The sequence below is a fragment of the Paraburkholderia phenoliruptrix genome, from assembly GCF_047325075.1.
GTDB classification, from domain to species: Bacteria; Pseudomonadota; Gammaproteobacteria; order Burkholderiales; family Burkholderiaceae; genus Paraburkholderia; species Paraburkholderia phenoliruptrix.
The window spans coordinates 259,172-280,436 of record NZ_CP168531.1; the positions used below are offsets into that span (position 1 = coordinate 259,172).

The 21,265-nt window shown below is 64.6% G+C and carries 23 protein-coding genes; 16 read left to right on the forward strand and 7 right to left on the reverse strand.

Annotated elements, in window-relative coordinates; all coding sequences use genetic code 11:
- Nucleotides 1-9 precede the first annotated feature (9 nt).
- From ACEN8U_RS13085 to ACEN8U_RS13100, 4 genes are read left to right on the forward strand one after another with little or no spacing between them, the layout of a single operon-like run.
- Entirely contained in the window at nucleotides 10-897 is an 888-nt protein-coding gene (locus tag ACEN8U_RS13085; protein ID WP_035482000.1) for an AAA family ATPase, read from the forward strand.
- Nucleotides 898-902: 5 nt separating this feature from the next.
- Nucleotides 903-2,222 carry a vWA domain-containing protein gene (locus tag ACEN8U_RS13090; RefSeq protein WP_015001406.1) on the forward strand — a complete coding sequence of 440 codons (1,320 nt, stop codon included), beginning with the start codon at nucleotides 903-905 and terminating at the stop codon, nucleotides 2,220-2,222.
- Complete coding sequence (locus ACEN8U_RS13095) at nucleotides 2,213-2,821, forward strand: carbon monoxide dehydrogenase subunit G (protein WP_310086025.1); 609 nt, start codon at nucleotides 2,213-2,215, stop codon at nucleotides 2,819-2,821. The genes ACEN8U_RS13090 and ACEN8U_RS13095 overlap by 10 nt, the downstream gene beginning before the upstream one ends.
- Nucleotides 2,794-3,816 (forward strand): XdhC family protein, encoded by a 1,023-nt coding sequence (locus ACEN8U_RS13100; RefSeq protein WP_310104715.1) that lies wholly within the window; start codon nucleotides 2,794-2,796, stop codon nucleotides 3,814-3,816. The genes ACEN8U_RS13095 and ACEN8U_RS13100 overlap by 28 nt, the downstream gene beginning before the upstream one ends.
- Before the next feature lie 94 nt (nucleotides 3,817-3,910).
- Here ACEN8U_RS13100 and ACEN8U_RS13105 read toward each other — a convergent pair whose 3' ends face one another.
- The 3 genes from ACEN8U_RS13105 to ACEN8U_RS13115 form a co-directional block, all read right to left on the reverse strand.
- Nucleotides 3,911-4,651: a PepSY-associated TM helix domain-containing protein gene (locus tag ACEN8U_RS13105; RefSeq protein ID WP_310104712.1), complete on the reverse strand. Its 741-nt coding sequence runs from the start codon at nucleotides 4,649-4,651 to the stop codon at nucleotides 3,911-3,913.
- A 264-nt stretch (nucleotides 4,652-4,915) separates the two neighbouring features.
- Nucleotides 4,916-5,941, reverse strand: a complete 1,026-nt coding sequence (locus tag ACEN8U_RS13110) for a serine/threonine protein kinase (RefSeq protein WP_310104709.1) — start codon at nucleotides 5,939-5,941, stop codon at nucleotides 4,916-4,918.
- A 99-nt stretch (nucleotides 5,942-6,040) separates the two neighbouring features.
- Entirely contained in the window at nucleotides 6,041-6,253 is a 213-nt protein-coding gene (locus ACEN8U_RS13115) for a hypothetical protein (protein WP_006050502.1), read from the reverse strand.
- Between the two features lie 419 nt (nucleotides 6,254-6,672).
- Here ACEN8U_RS13115 and ACEN8U_RS13120 point away from each other — a divergent pair, with 419 nt between their 5' ends.
- Nucleotides 6,673-7,917: an MFS transporter gene (locus ACEN8U_RS13120; protein ID WP_310104706.1), complete on the forward strand. Its 1,245-nt coding sequence runs from the start codon at nucleotides 6,673-6,675 to the stop codon at nucleotides 7,915-7,917.
- 293 nt (nucleotides 7,918-8,210) lie between these two features.
- Nucleotides 8,211-8,396, forward strand: a complete 186-nt coding sequence (locus ACEN8U_RS13125) for a hypothetical protein (protein ID WP_006050504.1) — start codon at nucleotides 8,211-8,213, stop codon at nucleotides 8,394-8,396.
- 60 nt (nucleotides 8,397-8,456) lie between these two features.
- Here the strand turns inward: ACEN8U_RS13125 and mgrA are convergent, their stop codons facing one another.
- Nucleotides 8,457-9,500, reverse strand: a complete 1,044-nt coding sequence (gene mgrA, locus ACEN8U_RS13130; protein ID WP_015001400.1) for an L-glyceraldehyde 3-phosphate reductase — start codon at nucleotides 9,498-9,500, stop codon at nucleotides 8,457-8,459.
- 211 nt (nucleotides 9,501-9,711) lie between these two features.
- Here mgrA and ACEN8U_RS13135 point away from each other — a divergent pair, with 211 nt between their 5' ends.
- On the forward strand, nucleotides 9,712-9,918 hold the full coding sequence (locus tag ACEN8U_RS13135) for a DUF3185 family protein (RefSeq protein WP_013337762.1): 207 nt from the start codon (nucleotides 9,712-9,714) through the stop codon (nucleotides 9,916-9,918).
- A 123-nt stretch (nucleotides 9,919-10,041) separates the two neighbouring features.
- On the opposite strand, the gene ACEN8U_RS13140 is transcribed toward ACEN8U_RS13135, so the two are convergent.
- Together ACEN8U_RS13140 and ACEN8U_RS13145 are read right to left on the reverse strand one after the other, a co-directional pair.
- Nucleotides 10,042-10,803, reverse strand: coding sequence for a phytanoyl-CoA dioxygenase family protein (locus ACEN8U_RS13140; protein ID WP_013586847.1), 762 nt, complete (start codon nucleotides 10,801-10,803; stop codon nucleotides 10,042-10,044).
- A 228-nt stretch (nucleotides 10,804-11,031) separates the two neighbouring features.
- Complete coding sequence (locus tag ACEN8U_RS13145) at nucleotides 11,032-11,313, reverse strand: hypothetical protein (protein ID WP_148281750.1); 282 nt, start codon at nucleotides 11,311-11,313, stop codon at nucleotides 11,032-11,034.
- Between ACEN8U_RS13145 and ACEN8U_RS13150 the strand changes: the two genes are divergently transcribed.
- On the forward strand, nucleotides 11,312-11,680 hold the full coding sequence (locus tag ACEN8U_RS13150) for a hypothetical protein (protein WP_310104702.1): 369 nt from the start codon (nucleotides 11,312-11,314) through the stop codon (nucleotides 11,678-11,680). The genes ACEN8U_RS13145 and ACEN8U_RS13150 overlap by 2 nt on opposite strands.
- Nucleotides 11,681-11,836: 156 nt before the next feature.
- Here ACEN8U_RS13150 and metK read toward each other — a convergent pair whose 3' ends face one another.
- The gene (gene metK / locus ACEN8U_RS13155) at nucleotides 11,837-13,027 is read right to left on the reverse strand and encodes a methionine adenosyltransferase (protein WP_013586845.1); all 1,191 of its coding nucleotides are present in this window, start codon (nucleotides 13,025-13,027) and stop codon (nucleotides 11,837-11,839) included.
- A gap of 273 nt (nucleotides 13,028-13,300) precedes the next feature.
- Between metK and ACEN8U_RS13160 the strand changes: the two genes are divergently transcribed.
- The 8 genes from ACEN8U_RS13160 (at nucleotide 13,301) to hslV (ending at nucleotide 21,264) form a co-directional block, all read left to right on the forward strand.
- Entirely contained in the window at nucleotides 13,301-14,185 is an 885-nt protein-coding gene (locus ACEN8U_RS13160; RefSeq protein WP_015001396.1) for a lipid A biosynthesis lauroyl acyltransferase, read from the forward strand.
- Nucleotides 14,186-14,231: 46 nt separating this feature from the next.
- Nucleotides 14,232-15,095, forward strand: coding sequence for a diaminopimelate epimerase (gene dapF / locus ACEN8U_RS13165; RefSeq protein ID WP_015001395.1), 864 nt, complete (start codon nucleotides 14,232-14,234; stop codon nucleotides 15,093-15,095).
- A gap of 92 nt (nucleotides 15,096-15,187) precedes the next feature.
- A complete protein-coding gene (locus tag ACEN8U_RS13170) occupies nucleotides 15,188-15,907 on the forward strand; it encodes a DUF484 family protein (RefSeq protein ID WP_015001394.1) in 720 nt (239 codons plus the stop codon).
- A 65-nt stretch (nucleotides 15,908-15,972) separates the two neighbouring features.
- The gene (gene xerC / locus ACEN8U_RS13175; protein ID WP_015001393.1) at nucleotides 15,973-16,896 is read left to right on the forward strand and encodes a tyrosine recombinase XerC; all 924 of its coding nucleotides are present in this window, start codon (nucleotides 15,973-15,975) and stop codon (nucleotides 16,894-16,896) included.
- A gap of 91 nt (nucleotides 16,897-16,987) precedes the next feature.
- Nucleotides 16,988-18,190, forward strand: a complete 1,203-nt coding sequence (locus ACEN8U_RS13180; RefSeq protein ID WP_310104699.1) for a class I SAM-dependent rRNA methyltransferase — start codon at nucleotides 16,988-16,990, stop codon at nucleotides 18,188-18,190.
- 198 nt (nucleotides 18,191-18,388) lie between these two features.
- Nucleotides 18,389-19,486, forward strand: a complete 1,098-nt coding sequence (locus ACEN8U_RS13185; RefSeq protein ID WP_015001391.1) for a CobW family GTP-binding protein — start codon at nucleotides 18,389-18,391, stop codon at nucleotides 19,484-19,486.
- Nucleotides 19,487-20,041: 555 nt separating this feature from the next.
- The gene (gene dksA / locus ACEN8U_RS13190) at nucleotides 20,042-20,461 is read left to right on the forward strand and encodes an RNA polymerase-binding protein DksA (RefSeq protein ID WP_007179681.1); all 420 of its coding nucleotides are present in this window, start codon (nucleotides 20,042-20,044) and stop codon (nucleotides 20,459-20,461) included.
- A 266-nt stretch (nucleotides 20,462-20,727) separates the two neighbouring features.
- Nucleotides 20,728-21,264: an ATP-dependent protease subunit HslV gene (gene hslV / locus ACEN8U_RS13195; RefSeq protein ID WP_015001390.1), complete on the forward strand. Its 537-nt coding sequence runs from the start codon at nucleotides 20,728-20,730 to the stop codon at nucleotides 21,262-21,264.
- Nucleotide 21,265: the final 1 nt, after the last annotated feature.

Below are 21,265 nucleotides of genomic sequence, written 5' to 3' on the forward strand. Positions count from 1 at the left end.
AGGAACGTCATGCATCCCGCTTCAATCGACGACACCCTCGCGCAACTCGCCGCGCAAAACTACTTTGCGAGCCGCGAACTGGCGACGGCGTTGTATCTCGCGCTTCGCATGGAGCGGCCGCTCTTCGTCGAAGGCGAGCCTGGCGTCGGCAAGACGGAACTCGCCAAAGCGGCGGCGGGCATGCTGGGCACGACCATGCTGCGGCTGCAATGCTATGAGGGCCTCGACACCGCGAGCGCGCTCTACGAATGGGACTACCCGCGCCAGATCATGGCGCTGCGGCTTGCCGAAGCCGCGGGCGAGCGGCCCGATAACGACACCCTGTACCGCGGCGAATTCCTGCTCAAGCGCCCGCTGCTGCAAGCGTTGATGCCCGACGAAAATCATCCGGGTGCGCGACGCGTGCTGCTGATCGACGAAATCGACCGCGCGGACGAACCGTTCGAAGCGTTTCTGCTCGAACTGCTGTCCGACTTTCAGGTATCCATTCCCGAGTACGGCACCGTGCGCGCGGCGCAACCGCCGCTCGTCGTGATGACGTCCAACCGCACGCGCGAAGTGCACGACGCGTTGAAGCGCCGCTGCCTGTATCAATGGATCGGTTATCCGGACCGCGACCGCGAGCTTCAGATCGTGGCAGCGCGCGCGCCTCACACATCGGCGGAATTGCAACGGCGCGCGGTCGATTTCGTGCACCGGCTGCGCGGCATCGATCTCTTCAAGGCGCCGGGCATCGCCGAAACGATCGACTGGTGCCGCGCGCTCGAAGCACTTTCGGTGACGGAGCTCGATCCGCAATCGGTGCAGAACACGCTCGGCGTGCTGCTCAAGTATCAGGACGACCTGGCACGTGTCGACGCGGCGCAGATCGCAGCGTGCCTCGCCGCGCCGGGATAGCGAGCATGACGACGCCGACTCGCGTTAAAGGCCCGAACGACCGTGGCGCCGCGCGCGCTGAAAGCGCGACAGCCGCAATGAGCGTCGCCGCCGGGCCGCTCGAAACCGACACGCCTACGCTCGCCCGCAACGTCGTGCATTTCGTGCGCGTGCTGCGCAGCGCGGGCCTGCCCATGTCACCCGCCCATGCGGTCGACGCGCTCGCCGCCCTGCACTGGATCGATCTCGCGCGCCGCGACGATGTGCGTGCCGCCCTCGCCGCGACGCTCGTTTCCGCGCCCGACGAACGCGAGCTTTTTGATGCCGCGTTCGCGCTTTTCTGGCGCGATCCGGACTGGGAAGGCAAGCTGCGCACGCTGCTGCTGCCGAAAGTGCGCGACGGCCTGCCGCCGCCCAAACGCAACAACCGTCTCGCGGACGCGCTCGCGGTCCGCGCGCCGCCCTCGCCGCACGCGCGCCAGCCGCAGGAAACCGAGCAGCGGGAGCTGCGCGCGCATCTGACGTTCAGCGCAGAAGAGAGGCTGCGTCATCGCGACTTCGACACCCTTTCCGCCGACGAATGGCGCACGCTGCGGCATCTGATTCGCGCGCAGCGGCTGCCGCTTGCGACGGAACCGACACGGCGTCTGAAGGCCGCGTCGCACGGCACGCATGCGGACTTGCGCGCGAGTGCGCGGCAAGCCGTGCGCGCGGGCGGCGACTGGACCGTGTGGAAATATCGCGCGGCGGCAGAGCGCAAGCCGCCGCTCGTGCTGCTGCTCGACATCTCCGGCTCGATGAGCAGTTATTCGCGCGCCGTGCTGTACTTCTGCCATGCGCTCGTGCAGTCGCGCGAACGTCTGCAGGTGTTTCTGTTCGGCACCCGGCTTACCAACGCGACCCGCGCGCTGCGCGAGCGCGACCCCGACGTGGCGATGGCGGCGCTCACCGAACAGGTTGTCGACTGGTCGGGCGGCACGCGCATCGGCGCGGCGCTCGCGGAATTCAACCGGCGCTGGGCGCGACGCGTGCTCGCCGGACGCGCCACCGTGCTGCTCGTGACCGACGGCCTCGACCACGAAGCGATCGACGTGCTCGACACCGAAATGGCGCGCTTACGCCGCTTCGCGCATCGAATCGTATGGCTCAACCCGCTGCTGCGTTTCAGCGGCTTTTCTCCGAAGGCGCGCGGCGTGCAGGCGATCCTGCCGTATGTCGACGCGCATCGCCCGGTTCATAATCTGGAGAGCCTCGCCGCGTTCGGCCACGACCTCGCGCAGCTCACGCGCGCGCCGCGTCCGGGCGATCTCGCCACGCCAACCGCAGGAGCAAGTTCATGGAACTGACCGAAACTCATACGCTGCCGGTTTCCCAGCAACGCACATGGGAGGCGCTGAACGATACGGACATTTTGCGCGGCTGCATTCCGGGCTGCGAAAGCATCGACCCGGACGGCGAGAATGCCTACCTGGTCGCGCTCAGCGCCGCGGTCGGCCCGGTCAAGGCGCGCTTCAAAGGACGCATGCAGCTCACCGACATCGACGCGCCGAACGCGTACAACATCGTGTTCGAGGGTCAGGGTGGCGCGGCCGGCTTCGCCAAGGGCAGCGCGCGCGTCACGCTCGAAGCCGACGGCGACGCGGCGACACAACTCAGCTACACGGCGAGCGCGCAGGTCGGCGGCAAGCTGGCGCAAATCGGCTCGCGGCTCGTCGACGGCGCCGCGCGCAAGATCGCCGGGGAATTCTTCAAGCGCTTCAGCGCGCAGCTCAGTGGCGAAAACGCGAGTCCCGCCGAGGCGGACACCGCCGGCGACGGCGCCCTCACTGCAGCCGCGGACGCCACGGGGCACAATACCGCATCGGCCGAGGCCGCGGACGGCGAGTCCGGCGGCGATGCCACGAAGAGGAAGAAATCATGGACAGCGTGGATCTCGAAGTCCTGAAGTCCAGCGCACGTTGGCTTGACGAAGGACATCGCGCGCTACTGGTGACGGTGGTCAAGACGTGGGGCTCGTCGCCGCGGCCCGAGGGCGCGATGCTCGCAGTACGCGACGACGGACTCGTGGTCGGTTCGGTTTCGGGCGGCTGCATCGAAGACGACCTGATCGATCGCGTGCGGCAAAGAGGTATCGAGCAAACGCATCCCGAAGCGGTGAAATACGGCATCACCGCTGAAGAAGCGCATCGCTTCGGACTGCCTTGCGGCGGCACGATCCAACTCGTGCTCGAACCGTTGACGCGGCAAAGCGGCATCGCCGAACTCTGCCATGCGGTGGAAGAAGGACGGCTTGTCGTGCGCGAGCTCGACATGCGCTCGGGCGAGGCGCGGCTCGGCAAGGCGCTGGCCACCGACGGCGTGCATTTCGACGGCGAGCGCCTGTTGACGATTCACGGTCCGCGTTACCGGATGCTCGTGATCGGTGCGGGACAGTTGTCGCGCTATCTGTGCAACATCGCCGTGGGGCTCGACTATCAGGTGACGGTTTGCGACCCGCGCGAGGAGTACACGGAAGAGTGGAACATCCCCGGCACGAAGATCGTGCGAACCATGCCGGACGACACCGTGCTCGACATGAAGCTCGACGAACGCTGCGCGGTGATCGCGCTCACGCACGACCCCAAGCTCGACGACCTGGCCTTGATGGAAGCGCTGAAGACTCCGGCGTTCTATGTCGGCGCGCTGGGTTCACGGCGCAATAACCAGGCGCGCCGCGAGCGGCTCAAGGAATTCGATCTCAATGAAGCCGAGTTGGCGCGGTTGCATGGGCCCGTGGGCATTTATATCGGCAGCCGCACGCCGCCCGAGATTGCCGTGTCGATTCTCGCGGAAGTGACGGCGGCCAAAAACGGCGTGTCGCTGCCGACGCTGCTTCAGGTGGAAGGCGCAAAGGCCGCGCGGGAGATCGCGGCCTCGGGCGGCGCCGCTTGCAGCCCGTAGGCGTTTGAGCGTTGGCCGCGGCGGCGTCTACATGGTGGCCGGGTAGGCGTCCGAGCGCTCGCCACAGCGGCGCGCACGCGAGGCGCGGCCAAACTCACATCAGGCCGCACACCACGGCGGCGACGATCGATCCGCCCACCAGCACGACGCCCACCACGCGGCGTTTGTTCAGCTCGGTCCACAGCAGCACGCCCGTCAGCGAAAGCAGAATCAGCGAGCCCGCGATTGTGTCGACCAGCAGCATCCAGCCGATGCTCAGGCCGACGCCCTTGTGCAGGTTCGTCATGGTCGCGAGGAAAGAGTTTTGTGTGCGTTTCACCGCGACGAAACCGTTGCCGACCCAGTACTCGGCCTGCACGTTCTGCGTTGGCGCGGCGAACGCCACCTGCCAGAACTCCGGCTGAACGGTGCTGCGGTCGCCCCATGCGACGGGATGCGCCGGCTCGCGTTTCATCCTGCTGGGCTTGCCGTCTATTTTCAGCTCGCCTTTGAGCCACTTCGCCATGTCCATCGGCGAATGGAACGGCTTGTCGGGCACGGCCATCTGCAATTCTTCGACCTGCGGCTGGCCGGTCGGCACCTTCATCGGACCGGCGCGATGGTTCAGCAGGAAGCCGGTCGCGCCGAACATCAGCCCGAGCACCGCACCCCACAGGCCAACCCATCCATGCACCTTGCGCAGCCATTTGATGAAGTTCGCGCGCCTCGAACGGTGACGCCGCGCCGCCTGCCCGGCGCCGTCCATCAAATGATGGCCGGGCGGCTCGTCGTGGACGACGTAGCGCGAGGCGCCGTCGGCAGCAGGTTTCATATCGATCGATTCAGGCGCGTTCACATCCATGCTCCGGTGCAGCAGGTTAAGCCGCCGCCCGCGCACGCACGGGCGCGCGCTCACCAACCGGCAGCGGAGGAATTCGACAAAGGAAAGCGGACGGCCCCGGCTAGCGGCACGGAGCCCTTCCGTTGAGAGGCTGGCTGGCAGTCACAGAGGAGGAGAGATGTGACAGGAAGCTGGCGATGCCCTTCAATTGAGAATGGCTATCATTACACAATTGGCGTGTTTGCTCAATCGCGGCGTGGCGGGACGCAATGCGCACCGTCACACCGGCCAGAGCGGCCCTTCCTGCATCGCGCCGAGCTGCTCGCGCATTTCAAGGATGCGGTCCTCCCAGTACCGCTGTGTATTGAACCAGGGAAACGCCGCCGGAAACGCGGGGTCGTCCCAGCGGCGCGCGAGCCACGCCTGGTAGTGAATCAGCCGCAGTGTGCGCAGCGCTTCGATCAGATGCAGTTCGCGCGGCTCGAACTCGCAGAAGTCTTCGTAACCGGCGAGCAGATCGGCGAGCGCGCGCGACGCCTCGGCCCGCTCGCCCGGCAGCAACAGCCACAGATCCTGCACGGCCGGGCCCATACGGCTGTCGTCGAAGTCGACGAAATGCGGGCCCGCGTCCGTCCACAACACATTGCTCGGATGACAATCGCCGTGCATGCGCAGCAGGCGGATGTCGCCGGCGCGCTCGAATGCGCGCTCGACGCCCTCCAGTGCCAGATTGACGACGGTTTCCCACGCGCCGCGCACGTCGTCGGGAACGAAACGGTGCGCGAGCAGGAAATCGCGCGGCTCGTAGCCGAAAGTCTGAATGTCGAGCGCGGGACGCTCCGTGTAGTGCTGCGTCTGCCCGACCGCATGAATCCGGCCGATAAAGCGTCCGAGCCACTCGAGCGTATCGCGGCGATCCAGGTCGGGCGCGCGTCCACCGCGGCGCTCGAAGATCGAAAAGCGGAAGCCGCCGAAGCTATGCAACGTGCGGCCCTCGAACACGCGCGCCGGCACGGCCGGAATTTCGCGCGCGGCCAGTTCGGCGACGAACGCATGTTCATCGAGGATGGCGGCGTCGCTCCAGCGCTCCGGACGATAGAACTTCGCGACCACGGGCGGCCCGTCTTCGACGCCCACCTGATACACGCGATTTTCGTAGCTGTTGAGCGGCAGCAGGCGCCCGTCGGTGCGTACGCCGACGGTGGCGAGCACGCTGTCCAGCGCGTCGAGCACGACTTCCGGTTGGAGCCGGGCGAAAGGCACGGCGCGCGCGGCGCCGTCCTGTGGATCGAGAATGTCGTTCATGCCCGCATTGTGCGCCGCGCCGCCGTCAAAGACGAGTGCGACGCAAGCTGCGGCGCGCGTCGCTGAGACAAACTGCCGACGCGCGAAACCACAACCGCCTTAATGCATTTGCGCGCTTGAAGGACGCACGAGTTCGCCGGTGTCGATCAGGTCTTCGAGGAAAAAGGGTTCGGTGTTCAGTTGCGGCGAAGCGCCGGGCTCGCCGGCATACCACGCCACCATGGCCATGTCGCCGAGAATGCGCATGACGATTCCGCGCGCGCCTTGCGGCACGGCGATATGCACCGATCGGACAATGGAACCGATTTGCATGATGTTTCCCCGTTCTCCCATAGCCGGCTTTATGAATTCATGCCGGTCAAGGTGATGATAAAAGCGCCGCTTCGCACTAACGTTGCGTACGCACCCAGACTGCTGCGCGTGGATACGCGTGAGAGCTACGAGTCATTGTTCCCGTTTTGCGGGGCCCTTGATCGCCGGAAGTGAAGGCGTTTCGCCCGTCGTTTCGGCTGATCCGTCGCGACGCGCGGCATCGCAACGGGACCATCATAAACCCTGCTGGCCGCAGATATCAAAAACGAGGCGGGGGGCCGGGCTCGCGCGGCTCAGGCACGCGTGGTGCTGATTTTCAGCGTATCCTTAACCGCTTTGCATGCGCGGCGCCGGCGCGAAGCTTCGTGGATGTCCGCAGCGGGCGGATACTTCGCTCGTGCTCTGGCTTGGAGCCGCCTGTGCCCCGCCTATTCCGCTTTTTCTTCCTTGACGTGCCCAACGCCCACGACACTCCTTACCTGGAACGCGGCAGCCGTGCCTACTGGCGCGCGAGCATCGCCTTGCTGTTCGCCGGCTACGCCACGTTTTCGCTGCTGTATTGCGTGCAGCCGCTGTTGCCGTCGTTTTCATCGGCGTTCGGGGTGACGCCTGCGCAAAGCAGCCTGACCGTTTCGCTGTCGACCGCGGCACTCGCGTTCTCCATCTTCACCGCCGGCTTTGTCTCTGAAGGCTGGAGCCGTCACAAGCTGATGACGCTGTCGCTGACCGTTTCGGCGCTGCTGACCATCGGCGTGGCGATTGCGCCGCAGTGGCATCAGTTGCTCGCGTTGCGCGCCCTCGAAGGTCTCGCGCTCGGCGGCGTGCCGGCCGTCGCCATGGCCTATCTCGCCGAAGAGGTGCACCCCGACGGCCTCGGCCTCGCAATGGGTCTGTATGTCGGCGGCACGGCAATCGGCGGGATGGCCGGCCGCGTGATCACCGGCGTGGTCGCCGATCTGTTTTCGTGGCGCGTCGCGATCGGCACGATCGGCGTGCTCGGCATTCTGTCGATGCTCGCGTTTCGCGCGCTGCTGCCGCCGTCGCGTCATTTCGTGCCGCGGCGCGGGCTGGGCTTCACGCATCATCGCAGCGCGCTGCTGCGGCAGTTCACGCGGCCAGGCTTGCCCTTGCTGTTCCTGCTCGGCTTCGTGCTGATGGGCAGCTTCGTCACGCTTTACAACTACATCGGCTACCGGCTGCTCGCGCCGCCGTATCGCCTGAGTCAAACGGCGATCGGCGCGATCTTCGTCGTGTATCTGACCGGCGTGGTCGCGTCGCCGTGGTCCGGACGCATGGCCGACACGTTCGGGCGCGCACGCGTGCTCACCGCCAGTTTGCTGCTGATGGGCGCAGGTCTCGCGCTCACTCTGTTCAGTCCGCTCGCGGCGATTGTCGGCGGCATCGCATGCGTGACGTTCGGATTCTTTGCAGGTCACGCGGTGGCGAGCGGCTGGGTGGGGCGCCTCGCGAAAGAGGCGAAGGGCCAGGCCGCCGCGCTTTATCTGCTCGCGTATTACATCGGCTCGAGCGTGGTCGGTTCGTATGGCGGCCACATGTGGGCCGGTTATGGATGGGGCGGCGTGGCAGGACTGGTTGCGGCGCTGCTCGCGACCGGCATGGTTGCTGCGCTGAGGTTGCGTCGGCTGGACGTGGCTCACAGTTGAGCCAGACCTAAGCGACGGTGGCCAATCGCCACAATCCGGGCTGCATCGAAAGTCGATAAAAAGAAAGGACTGCGTAAGCAAACGCTTCACTTTTAAACGCGTGCTTTGCTGCGTCGCGACAACGACGCCAAGCCTTACAGGCGCTGGCTTCTGCGGCTTGCCAATAAGCGCTGGCACGCTCGTCGACGCACCAACGCCGCGTCACGCGTCACCTATACTCAAATCGCGCGTTCGCAGCGCACGGCTCGCAAATCGAGCCGCTGCCTTCGCGGCCGATACAAAAGGAGACGAGTATGACGACCTACTTCACGATTGGCGACTTCATTCTGGTCATTCCGATGGCGCTGGCGGGGGCGCTATTCGTAGGCGCGCTGCCTTGCAAGACGGAATTGCGGCACAACGCGCTGCGCGTGCTGGGTGCGCTGCTCGGTGTCGTGTTCGCCGTCGTGCTGGTCGAAGGCTTGCCGGCGCTCGTCTAGCGAAAAAGCCGCCTGTGCGGCGGCTTTCTTTTCATCTGCGTGGCGGCAGCGTCGCGGGAATCAGATCGCCTGATCCGTCGACGGTTTCTCCCACAGGTTGATGCCGCCTTCCGTTGCATAGCGGTCGATTTCCGCGAGTTCGTCTGTCGAGAACGCAAGGTTCTTCAAAGCGCCGACGTTTTCGCGCACCTGCTCGGCACGGCTCGCGCCGATCAGCACGGAGGTCACGCGCGGATCGCGCAACGCCCACGCCAACGCCATTTGCGCAAGGCTTTGTCCGCGACGCTGCGCGATCTCATTGAGCTTGCGCACGTGCTCGATATTCTCCGCGCTCAAATGCTCCTGCTTGAGCGACCCGCCGCCCGGCTTGTTGACGCGCGCGTCCTGCGGCACGCCGTTCAGATACTTGCCGGTGAGCAGACCCTGCGCGAGCGGCGTGAACGCAATCGTGCCCGCGCCCACCTGTTCCAGCGTGTCGAGCAGTTCACGTTCAATCCAGCGATTGAGCATGTTGTACGCGGGCTGATGGATCAGCAGCGGCACCTTGTACTCAGCCAGCAGCTTCGCCATTTCGAGCGTCTTGCTCGCCGAATACGACGAAATGCCGATGTAGAGCGCCTTGCCCTGCTGCACGGCGCTCGCCAGCGCGCCGGCGGTTTCCTCGAGCGGCGTGTTCGCGTCGAAGCGGTGCGAATAGAAAATGTCGACGTAGTCGAGGCCCATGCGCTTCAGGCTCTGGTCCAGACTCGCGAGCACGTACTTGCGCGAACCGCCGCCTTGTCCATACGGACCCGGCCACATATCCCAACCGGCCTTCGACGAAATCAGCAGTTCGTCGCGATACGGCTTGAAGTCGTCCTTGAAGTGGCGGCCGAAGTTGGTTTCGGCGCTGCCATACGGCGGGCCGTAATTATTCGCCAGATCGAAATGCGTGATGCCGAGGTCGAAAGCCGTGCGCAGAATCTCGCGTTGGGTGGAAAGCGGTGTCGTGTCGCCGAAGTTGTGCCACAAGCCGAGCGACAGCGCGGGGAGTTTGAGCCCCGTCTTGCCGCACACGCGGTACTGCATGTCCGAGTAGCGTTCTGAAGCTGCTTCGTAAGCCATTGCTGGTGTCCTTGAGGATGATGTCGCCCGGTCACGTCGGGCTGGGGCAATCGCATGCTGCGGGAGGCGTGCTGCTGTGAGTGTGTTGTTATGTGCGGCCAGACCGCTATGGTAGCCAATCGACGCAAGCCGTGCAGGCCAGCGCCCCGCGGGATGGACGCGGGCTTGCCCCTCCCCTACACTTTCGCCGATCAGATTGAGGGAGCGTTAAATGACGAAGGCGATTTCGATTGCACTGATTGTCGGCGGCGTATTGCTGCTGTATTTCGGCGGGCAGGCGTTCAACTCGGTGAGTAGCGACGTCTCGCGCGTCTTTACCGGCTCGCCGTCGAACAAGGCGATCATGCTGATCGTGGGCGGCGTGGTGGCCACGCTCGCGGGCATTACGGGCATGGCGCTGTCGGGGCGCAAGCGCTAGACAGTGAAGGCGGCGGTGCTGTCACGCGCGCCGCGTAGGCGCATGACTGCGTGTTCGGCTTGCACAGCACGCGCCGCAAAAAGAAGTGGCGACCGAGAAGGTAGCCGTTAAGCGCAGCCGCGCTCAGAAAGCAATTTCAGGTTTCGCCGCCGACCGCGTTCCCGGCAACGGCACATTGCTCGCGCCGTGATAGGTGAACACCAGCGAAAACTTCACCTGATCGCTCAGATTCTTGCCCGCCGAGTGCAGCGTGTTGCAGTGGAAAAACACCACGTCGCCGGCTTTCAGTTCGGGCGATACCGCCGCGCGAATCCACGCCTGGTTTTCCTCGAGGTCGGAGCGGAAGAACTTGGCCTCGTCGAAGCGCTCGCCGGTGAAGGCGGCGCTATGCGAGCCGGGCACGAACCACAGCGCGCCGTTGTCGACGGTTTCATTGCCGAGCGCGAGCCATACCGAAACCAGATCGTCGCGCTCGAACGACCAGTAACGCACGTCGCGGTGCCAGCCGGTCAGGCTGCCGTACGCCGGGTGCTTTGTCATCATGCAGTTGTGATGCGCGCGCGACAGGCGCGGCTCTTCGCCAAAATACAGCTCCATCCAGCCGCGAATTTCCGGGGCCGTCGCCCACTCTGCGAAGCTGCGGTCGCGTCCATAGGCGTCCAGCAGGCGCCGCACGGTATGACCGCCAGGCGCGAGCTTCGACGACGGCGCACCGGGATATTGCAGATCCGCTTCGAACTCGATCGGCGCGGCAGCTTCTTCCAGCTGACGTTGCGCGACCTGTTTCATTTCCTCGCACCGTTCGGCCGACACGAGGCCCGGCACGACGACAAAGCCCTGCTCGCGCAGCGTGTGAATCTGCTCTTTCTTCGAATGGAGTGACATGGTGTTCCGTGACCGTCGACTAACCGATCTTCGATTGTAAAACGGGCGCGATCATACCGCCTGCTGTTTCGCCTGCGCGTCGCGCAGTGCAGTTGATGCAGGTCGGCCAGGCTCGCACTATTTGCATGCAGCACGCCGCTTGCTCACGCACGCGGGCTGTGCAGCCGCGCACGGAAATCGTCCGGCGGCGCAGGCATTCTCTCGGGTATCGAATACGGCGCGGGTTCGTTAGCGCTCCGTAGAAACCCTGATGCGCAGGGTAAAAACCGACTTTCGGGCGTCACGATTCACGTGTAGCCTGCACGCATGTTGATCGCTATTCCCGCCTGCTTTTGCGCCGCACCGGCCGTCGAGCCAGAAGGCGCCGTCCACCGCGCAGTTTGTCGCCGCGCAGTTCTTCACCGAATCCCGGGCTCCGGCGCCGTCCGCCGCGAAAGCGCCATTGGCATGCTTGGTGCTGCTACTGACGCACATTTCATCGCGCGACACGCTGCCTGTTTGTAAAGCCATGCATACTCTTCTGAGCACCCGTTTTACCCGAGCCGCCCTGAAAGCCGCTCGTCCGGCGCGCCGGCATGTCGTCCGCGCCCTGCGTCATCACGCCACGCGCACGCGCGCGTTGGGCGAACAATGGCGCGATGCCAAAGCGGTCGACGGCTTCCGCACCTGGTTCAACAGTTTCTTCTCGGCGTTGCGCGCGCGCGGCGCCTCACGCCGCTTCTCGCTGCGCACACTGCTGCGCAAGCCGACGCCGCTACGTCTGAGCGCCACGCAGCGCGCCCCGGCCGCCAGGTCGCAAAGCGCGGGCCGCCGTCCGCGTCGCATGTCGACGAACGGCAGCACCGGCTGGTTTGCGTTCGCGTTCGCGAGCCGTTAAACAGCGCTTTCCCTCGCGCGCGTGATGGATGCGCCGGCTTGGCGCGACGTCGGGTGTTGCCAGACGCGAAGCGACACGAAACCAGGAATCCATAAAAAAACCCCGCCCGGCGCAAGCCGGCGGGGTTTTTTGCACTGAAGCGGTCTGCGCCTCGCGTTAATCCGCCAGCGCGGCGACCGGCTCCGTACCGGCGGCTTCCGCGAGCGCCAGCGCCTTGTCCGTGGCTTCCCACGTGAATTCCGGCTCTTCGCGGCCGAAGTGACCGTAAGCCGCGCTCTTCTCGTAGACCGGACGCAGCAGGTCGAGCATCTGGATAATGCCCTTCGGACGCAGGTCGAAATGTTCCTGCACGAGGCGCGTGATGGTCGCGTCCGACACCCGGCCGGTGCCGAACGTGTTGACCATGACCGAGGTCGGCTGCGCGACGCCGATGGCGTACGACACCTGGATCAGGCAGCGCGACGCGAGGCCCGCGGCCACGATGTTTTTCGCCACGTAGCGGCCGGCATACGCTGCCGAGCGGTCCACCTTCGACGGATCCTTGCCCGAGAATGCGCCGCCGCCGTGCGGTGCCGCGCCGCCGTACGTATCGACGATGATCTTGCGGCCCGTCAGACCGCAGTCGCCCTGCGGGCCGCCGATCACGAACCGGCCGGTCGGGTTCACGAGGAACTTGATGTCGCCCTTGATAAGCTCGGCCGGCAGCGTCGGCTTGATGACTTCTTCGATCACCGCTTCGCGCAGCGTGGTCAGGTCGATATCCGGCGAATGCTGCGTGGAGAGCACCACCGTGTCGATGGAATGCGGCTTGCCGTCGACATAACGCACGGTGACCTGCGACTTCGCGTCCGGGCGCAGCCAGGGCAGGCGGCCGTCACGGCGCAGATTGGCCTGGCGCTCGACCAGACGATGCGACAGGTGGATCGGCAGCGGCATCAGCTCGGGCGTTTCCTCGCACGCGTAGCCGAACATCAGGCCCTGGTCGCCGGCGCCCTGGTCGAGGTTGTTGTCGTGCGCGCGGTCCACGCCCTGGGCGATGTCCGGCGACTGCTTGTCGTACGCGACCAGCACCGCACAGCCGCGGTAGTCGATACCGTAGTCGGTGTTGTCGTAGCCGATGCGCTTGATCGTGTTGCGCGCGATCTGAATGTAGTCGACGTTCGCGGTCGTGGTGATTTCGCCCGCGAGCACCACGAGACCCGTGTTGCACAGCGTTTCCGCCGCGACACGCGAGTATTTGTCCTGCGACAGGATGGCGTCGAGAATCGCGTCCGAAATCTGGTCCGCGACTTTGTCGGGATGGCCTTCAGAAACGGATTCGGAGGTGAAGAGATAGTCGTTTGCCACGTTGCAGACTCCTGTTTTGTGGTTACGGTTGATGGTCACGTAGCCAGCTCCGGGGGTCTGAAGCGGCGACGCTTTAGCGGATTACCTTACCGGCCGGCGCGAATCACATGGTCCGCGCCGCCTGGCTTCGCCCCGCAAGTTGTCTATTAACTCGGCGAAGCCCTTATTATAGCGACTTCCAATGATTGTCACAGAGTGTCCACGAGTGCGGTATTACGTCAACTTCTCTGCTTTCCTTAACCGCGTCACGCCTCGCGTCTTCCTGGAGGCGGCATGCTGAGCCGCTTCGGCCCCCGGCTCGCGATCGGCCTGTTGAAACTGTTTGCCCTGCTGCCCTATGGTTTCGTCGCCCGTCTCGGCGACGGACTCGGCTGGCTGCTCTATCAGATTCCGAGCCGGCGCAAGCGCATCGTCCACATCAACTTAAAACTGTGCTTTCCCGAGTGGAGCGACGCGCGCCGCGAGGAAGTCGCGCAAAAGCATTTCCGCCACGCGATCCGCAGCTATCTGGAGCGCAGCGTGCAATGGTTCGGTTCGGCGAAGAAGCTCGAAAAGCTGATCCAGGTCGACAGCGCGATCGACCTCACCGACCCGAACCTCCCGCCCACGCTCTTTCTCGGCTTTCACTTCGTGGGCATCGAGGCGGGCTCGATCTTTCTGAATTACTCGCTCAAGCGCCGTTGCGGCTCGCTTTATCAGCCGATGTCGAACCCCGAGCTCGAGGAAGTCGCGAAAGCCGCACGCGCGCGTTTCGGCGCCGACATGGCAAGCCGCGCCGACAGCGCGCGCATCGTGCTGCGCTGGCTGCGCGAAAAGAAGCCGGTCATGCTCGGCGCGGACATGGACTACGGCGCGCGCAATTCGACCTTCGTGCCGTTCTTCGGCGTGCCGACCTGCACGCTGACGGCGGTCGGCCGTCTCGCGAAAGTCGGGCACGCGCAAGTGGTGCCGTTCATCGGCGAAGTGCTGCCGAACTACAAGGGTTATCGCCTGAAAGTGTTCAAGCCGTGGGACAACTACCCGACCGGCGACGACGACGCCGACGCGCGGCGCATGAATGCGTTCCTCGAAGAACAGATTCCGTCGATGCCGGAGCAGTATTACTGGGTCCACAAGCGTTTCAAGACCCGGCCGCCGGGGGTGCCGAGCGTTTACTAGCGCCACGGTTCGGCGCACTGGCAGGCCTGTCACTTACAATAGCGCGATGAAACTGAAATTCACCAAAATGCACGGCGCGGGCAACGACTTCGTCGTGCTCGACGGCTACACGCAACCGGTCAATTTGACGCCGGCGCAGGTGCGCGCGCTCGCCGACCGTCACTTCGGCGTCGGCGCCGACCAGTTGCTGCTGGTCGAAAAACCCACGGTGGACGGTGTCGATTTCCGATATCGCATCTTCAATTGCGACGGCGGCGAGGTCGAGCATTGCGGCAACGGCGCACGCTGCTTCGTCAAGTTCGTACGCGACAGCGGCCTGACCGATCAGCGCAGCGTGCGCGTGCAGGTGCAGAAAGGCACTATCACGCTGACCATGCAGGAAAACGGCGAGGTGCTCGTCGACATGGGCTCGCCGGTGTTCGAGCCGGAACGCGTGCCCTTCGCCACCAAAGGCCTTGAAGGACGCCGCGAAGGCGCGGACACGCTTTGGCCGCTCGACGTCAACGGCACCACGCGCTGGATTTCCGTCGTGTCGATGGGCAATCCGCATGCGGTGCAAGTGGTGGACGACGTCGAGGCGTTTCCGGTGCTCGTCGAAGGCCCGGTGATCGAGCGGCACGCGCGCTTCCCGCAGCGGGTGAATGCAGGCTTCATGCAGATTGTCGGCCGCAGCGAAATCAGGCTGCGCGTCTATGAGCGCGGCGCCGGCGAAACGCTGGCGTGCGGCACGGGCGCGTGTGCGGCCGTGGCCGCGGGCATTCGCCGCGGACTGCTCGACGCGCCGGTGCTGGTCCATACGCATGGCGGCACGCTCACCATTTCGTGGGACAGCAACAAGGCAAGCGAACCGCTCCTGATGGCGGGCCCGGCCACCACCGTTTTTCAGGGCGAGATCGAACTGGCCGACTGAACGTGCGCGTTCACGAGGGCCGGACCGATTCACTAACTCATTGACCGACGCGTCGCATCAAGGCGTCGTCCCGTAGTCCTTTAGCCGAAACCATGAACGATCGCGAAGTCGCCGAATATCTGCTCGCCAACCCCGAATTCTTTGCCGAACACGCGGAAGTGCTCGCGACCATCCGGCTCGCGAACCCGCACGGCAAGGCCGCGGTGTCGCTGCAGGAGCGGCAGATGGAAATGCTGCGCGACAAGAACAAGCACCTCGAACGCCGTCTCGCCGAACTGCTGCGCTACGGCCACGAGAATGACAGCATTGCCTCCAAGTTCAACCGCTGGACCATTCGCGTGATGGCGGAACGCGATCCGTACGCGCTGCCGCGCACCATCGCCAACGGTCTGCGCGAAATCTTCGACGTGCCGCAAGCGGCGCTGCGCGTCTGGGACGTCGCGGAGCAATACGCCCAGGCGGATTTCGCGCGCCATGTCGGCGAAGAAGTCCGCATCTTCGCGAACAGCCTGGCGGCGCCATACTGCGGCGCGAACACCGGCTTCGAGGCGGCGCAGTGGCTCGTGCGGGCCGTCGGCGCAGCCGACGAGAGCCCGTCGGGCGGCGCCGCGCCGGAGCCGGCGCACGCCACGGAGTCGATTGCGCTGCTCGCCCTGCGCGCGCCCGAAGCCGGCGAGGAGGCCTCCGCTTTCGGCCTGCTCGTCATGGGTTCCGCCGACGCCCGGCGCTTTCACGACGGCATGGCCACAGACTTCCTCACCCAGATCGGCGCGCTTGCGAGCGCTGCGCTGAGCCGTCTGTTGCCGCGCTGAGCCGACAAGCGAGCGCTGTCCGCCCTGAACCGATTCACAGCGATCTCCCGCGAAACCTGCCCATTGTGACCGAAACCGACTTCATCGCCGCGTATCTGTCGAATCTCGAACACGAGCGGCGGCTGTCGGCGCACACCTTGCGCGGCTACGCGCACGAACTGGACGAGTTGCGGCTCCTCGCAAAAGGCCGGCCGCTCCAGAGTTTGACAGCCGTCGACATCCGCGGCGCCGTGGCCCGGGCGCACGCGGGCGGACTGACGGCGCGCTCGATCAGTCACCGTCTGTCGGCATGGCGCGCGTTTTACCGCTGGCTCGCGGGCCGCGTCGATCTGCCGGCCAATCCGGTCGCCACCGTGCGCGCGCCGAAGCAGGCCAAGGCGCTGCCCAAGGCGCTTTCCGTCGACGACGCCAACCGTCTGATGGAAAGCCCGCCCGCCGCATCGGCGGAAGGTTTGCGGGACCACGCGATGCTCGAACTCTTCTACTCGTCCGGGCTGCGTCTGTCGGAACTGGTCGGTCTCGACGTGCGTTTCGCGGACGTCGACGGTCATCGCTCTGTCGGCTGGCTGAAGCTGGATTCCGCGGAAGTCGAAGTGCTCGGCAAAGGCAACCGGCGCCGCATTGTGCCGGTCGGCAGCAAAGCGCTCGAAGCGCTGAACGCGTGGCTCGCCGTGCGCGACGAGATGGTGAAGCACGATCCGCATCCGCTCTTTCTGTCGGCGCGCGGCAATCGCCTTTCGCCGAACGTGGTGCGCGAGCGCGTGAAGCGCGCGGCGCTCGTCGCCGGCATTCCCGCCAACGTGCATCCGCATGTGCTGCGGCACTCTTTTGCCACGCATGTGCTGCAGTCGAGCGGCGACCTGCGCGCCGTGCAGGAACTGCTCGGCCACGCCAGCATCACGGCGACGCAGGTGTACACCGGGCTCGACTTCCAGCATCTCGCGCACGTCTACGATCAGGCGCATCCGCGCGCCAAAAAACGCGACTGATGCCCGTTTTTTGCGGCTCGACAGTCATCGCCCCGCTTCATCCGCCGCGTGCGCAGAAGGCCGCGCGGCCCATTGCCCTGCTGACACCCTCATGAATACCGTTACGCTGAAACCGTCGAAAGAAAAATCGCTGCTGCGCCGCCATCCGTGGATTTATGCAAACGCGATCGACCGGATTGACGGCCACCCGGCGCCCGGCGCCACCGTGCTGGTGCGCGCGCACGACGGCCGGTTTCTCGCGCGCGCCGCCTACAGCCCGCACTCGCAGATCCGCGCGCGCGTGTGGAGCTTCGACGAAACCGAGCCGATCGACCATGCGTTTTTCAAGCGCCGCGTGCAGCGCGCGCTCGCGCATCGTCAGGCGATGGTGCGCGACACCGGGGCCGTGCGGCTCATTTTCGGCGAAGCGGACGGCCTGCCGGGCCTGATCGTCGACCATTATGTCGCCGAGGACGAAGGCCAGCGCAGCCAGCTCGTCTGCCAGTTCATGGCCGCGGGCGTCGAGGCGTGGAAAGACGCGATTGTCGCCGCGCTCGTCGGCGCAACCGGCTGTCCGAACGTGTACGAACGTTCTGACGTGTCGATTCGTCAGAAGGAAGGGCTTGAGCAGATGACCGGCGTGCTGGCGGGCGAGTCGCCGTCGGACGTGCTGATCGCCAGCGAAAACGGCGTGCGCTATCACGTCGACGTGCGCAACGGCCATAAGACGGGCTTTTACGTCGATCAGCGCGACAACCGCCTGCTCGTGCAGCAATTCGCGCGGGACCGCGAGGTGCTGAACTGCTTTTGCTACACCGGCGGTTTCTCGCTCGCGGCGCTCAAAGGCGGCGCGAAGCGGGTCGTTTCCGTCGATTCCTCCGGCGAAGCGCTCGCGCTCGCTCAGCAGAACGTCGCGGCGAACGGTTTCGACGCCGGGCGCGCGACCTGGCTCGACGCGGACGCCTTCAAGACGCTCAGGCGTCTCTACGAAGAAGGCGAGCGTTTCGACCTGATCGTGCTCGATCCGCCCAAATTCGCGCCGTCGCGCGAACATGTGGACCGCGCATCACGCGCCTACAAGGATATCAACCTGACCGGGCTCAAGCTGCTGCGCCCAGGCGGCCTGCTGTTTACGTACTCATGCTCGGGCGCGATCGACTCCGAGCTGTTTCAGAAAATCGTGGCGAGCGCCGCGGCCGACGCACGCGTCGATGCGCGCATTCTCAAGCGCCTTGGCGCGGGGGCGGATCATCCGTTGCTGACAGCATTTCCGGAAGGCGAATATCTGAAGGGCCTGCTGTTGCAAATCGCCTGATCGCCTATAACTTCACGGTTATTTCGTGTCGAAGCGCGTGCGGCGCTGGCTGCCGGACGCCGCCTGCCAGCGCGGCGTGGGCAGATATGTTTCAATAACCGGCTGGACGGGCTGCGCGCCGCAAGGCTGCCGCGCCCGGCTCATGCATACCTTATGCATACGATTACGCATCGTTTCACGACTCAATAGGCGAACAACATGATTCCAGTCACCATCCTGACCGGCTTTCTCGGCAGCGGCAAAACCACCCTGCTCAAGCGGATCCTGAACGAAAAGCACGGCATGAAGATCGCCGTGATCGAAAACGAGTTCGGCGAAGAAAACATCGACAACGACATCCTCGTGCAGGACACGGGCGAGCAGATCATCCAGATGAGCAACGGCTGCATCTGCTGCACGATCCGCGGCGACCTGTCACGCGTGCTCGGCGACCTGGCCGCGCAAAAGCAGTCGGGCAAGCTGGACTTCGACCGCGTGGTGATCGAAACCACCGGTCTCGCGAATCCCGGCCCGGTCGCGCAGACCTTCTTCATGGACGACCAGATCGCCAACGAATTCCTGCTCGACGCGATCATCACGCTGGTCGACGCGAAGCACGCGAACCATCAACTGGACGAGCATGAAGTCGTGCAGCGCCAGGTCGGTTTCGCCGACCGGCTGTTCATCACGAAGTCCGATCTCGTCGACGAACAGCAGCTCGGCGATCTGCGCCACCGCCTCCTACATATGAATCCGAAGGCGGCGATCAAGGTGGTCAACTTCGGCGAGGCGGACATCAAGGAAATCTTCGATCTGCGCGGCTTCAACCTGAATTCGAAGCTCGAGATCGATCCGGATTTCCTCGCCGAGGACGAACATGCGCACAGCCACGCTCATGCGCACGACGAGCACGGCCACACGCACGGCCACGATCACGACCACGCGAATTGCGACCATGATCATGGCCATTGCGACCACGAAGGTCATGACCACGGCCATCGTCATCACGCGCATCACGACGATAAGATCAAGTCGTTCGTGTACCGCAACGACCGCCCGTTCGATCCGAACAAGCTCGAAGATTTTCTCGGCGGCATTCTGCAGATCTACGGCGAGCGCCTGTTGCGCTACAAGGGCGTGCTCTATATGAAGGGCGTCGACCGCAAAGTCGTGTTTCAGGGCGTGCATCAGATGATGGGCAGCGACCTCGCGGCCAAATGGCAACCTGCCGAGAAAAAGACCAACAAAATGGTCTTTATCGGAATCGAATTGCCGCAGGACCTGATTACCGACGGCCTCGACGCCTGCCTCGTCTGAGCGCGGCGGCGGCCAAACCGCCGCCGCGAAATGTGCGGTGGCGCACACGTATGAAAAACGCGTGAAAACCCTGCTGTATTAGTGCGCGCCCAACCATCGCTTTTTGACCGTTCGCGCGTTATATTTTCGGGATACCGGTGCGCCGCAGAGGGATTTCCACCAGTTGCGGCGCCCGATTGCGATTCAGTTACAATACGTGCCCACTGGAGAATGAGAACGATTTGCCCGGTCAGTGCGCGGTCATGACATATTGCGCGCCGGGCCTGAAGCGGCGCCGGAAAATCTTATCCGGGGACTCGCCGACAATGCCCGTAGCAGCCAGAGGAGACTCGCTGCCCCGGAGCAAATACCTCAGGAGCATTTGAGAACCGGTTTCCAGAGGAGTTCGGCCCCGCATTGGCGTTGCGACGCCCGAGGCGGGCGTGAGGCGCTTCGGCGTCACGACAGGTCATCGTCCGTGCCAGCCTTGTGCCGCGCGCCCCAGGCGCCTTGCGGGCAATACGAAAGTGCGGGCACTATGTAAGAGTTTTGCCTCACATTGAAGAAGTAAGCCAGATGACGACGAAACGACTCTTGACCGAAGCCGAAATCCTGAAGATGAGCGACAAGGATTACATGAATGAGGATCAGCTCGCTTTCTTCAAGAACAAGCTCGAACAGCTGCAGGCGGACATTCTCCGCAATGCGGGCCAGACGACCGAAAACCTGCGCGAAACGGTAATCGTGCCGGACCCGGCCGACCGCGCAACGATCGAGGAAGAGCATGCCCTCGAGCTGCGCACGCGCGACCGCGAGCGCAAGCTGCTGAAGAAGGTGCAGCAGTCCATCGCGCGCATCGACTCGGGCGAGTACGGCTGGTGTGAGGAAACCGGTGAGCCGATCGGCATTCCGCGTCTGCTCGCACGGCCCACGGCCACGCTGTCGCTCGAGGCGCAGGAGCGCCGCGAACTGCGCCAGAAGCTGTTCGGCGACTGAACGCCGCCGACGGCGCGGCTTCGGCGCCGTGCCCACAAACGCTGCTTCGTCGAGAGGCGCACGGTGATCCGTGCGCCTTTTTTCTTTTGTCCTATGCCGTTTGCCGGCTCTTGATATGCCCGCGCGCGCCCTAAAATAATTCCGACATGCGCTGCACGAGCGCGCGAGGCGGCTCCAATTCGCGTCGCGCGCCGTCCGCTTCCAGGCATTCATGCGGTCGCGCATCGCGCTGCCGCGTCCTACCCGCTTTGCAAAGAGGAACGCATATGGAGCAATTTCACGGCACGACGATCGTCTCCGTGCGCCGCGGCGACAAAGTCGCGCTCGGCGGCGACGGCCAGGTGACGCTCGGCAACATCGTCATGAAAGGCGGTGCGAAGAAGGTCAGGCGCATTTACAACGGCAAGGTTCTGGTGGGCTTCGCGGGCGGTACGGCGGACGCCTTTTCGCTGCTCGACCGCTTCGAGGCGAAGCTGGAAAAGCATCAGGGCAATCTCACGCGCGCCGCGGTCGAGCTTGCGAAAGACTGGCGCACGGACCGCATGCTGCGCCGTCTGGAAGCGATGCTGATCACGGCGGACGCGACCACCACGCTCGTCATCACCGGTAACGGCGACGTGCTCGATCCCGAAGGCGGCATTTGCGCGATCGGTTCCGGCGGTGCTTATGCGCAGGCCGCCGCCAAGGCCCTCGCGGACAACACGCAGTTGTCGCCGCGCGAAATCGTGGAGAAGTCGCTGGAAATTGCCGGCGACATGTGCATCTACACCAACCACAACCGCGTCATCGAGACGATCGAGTAAG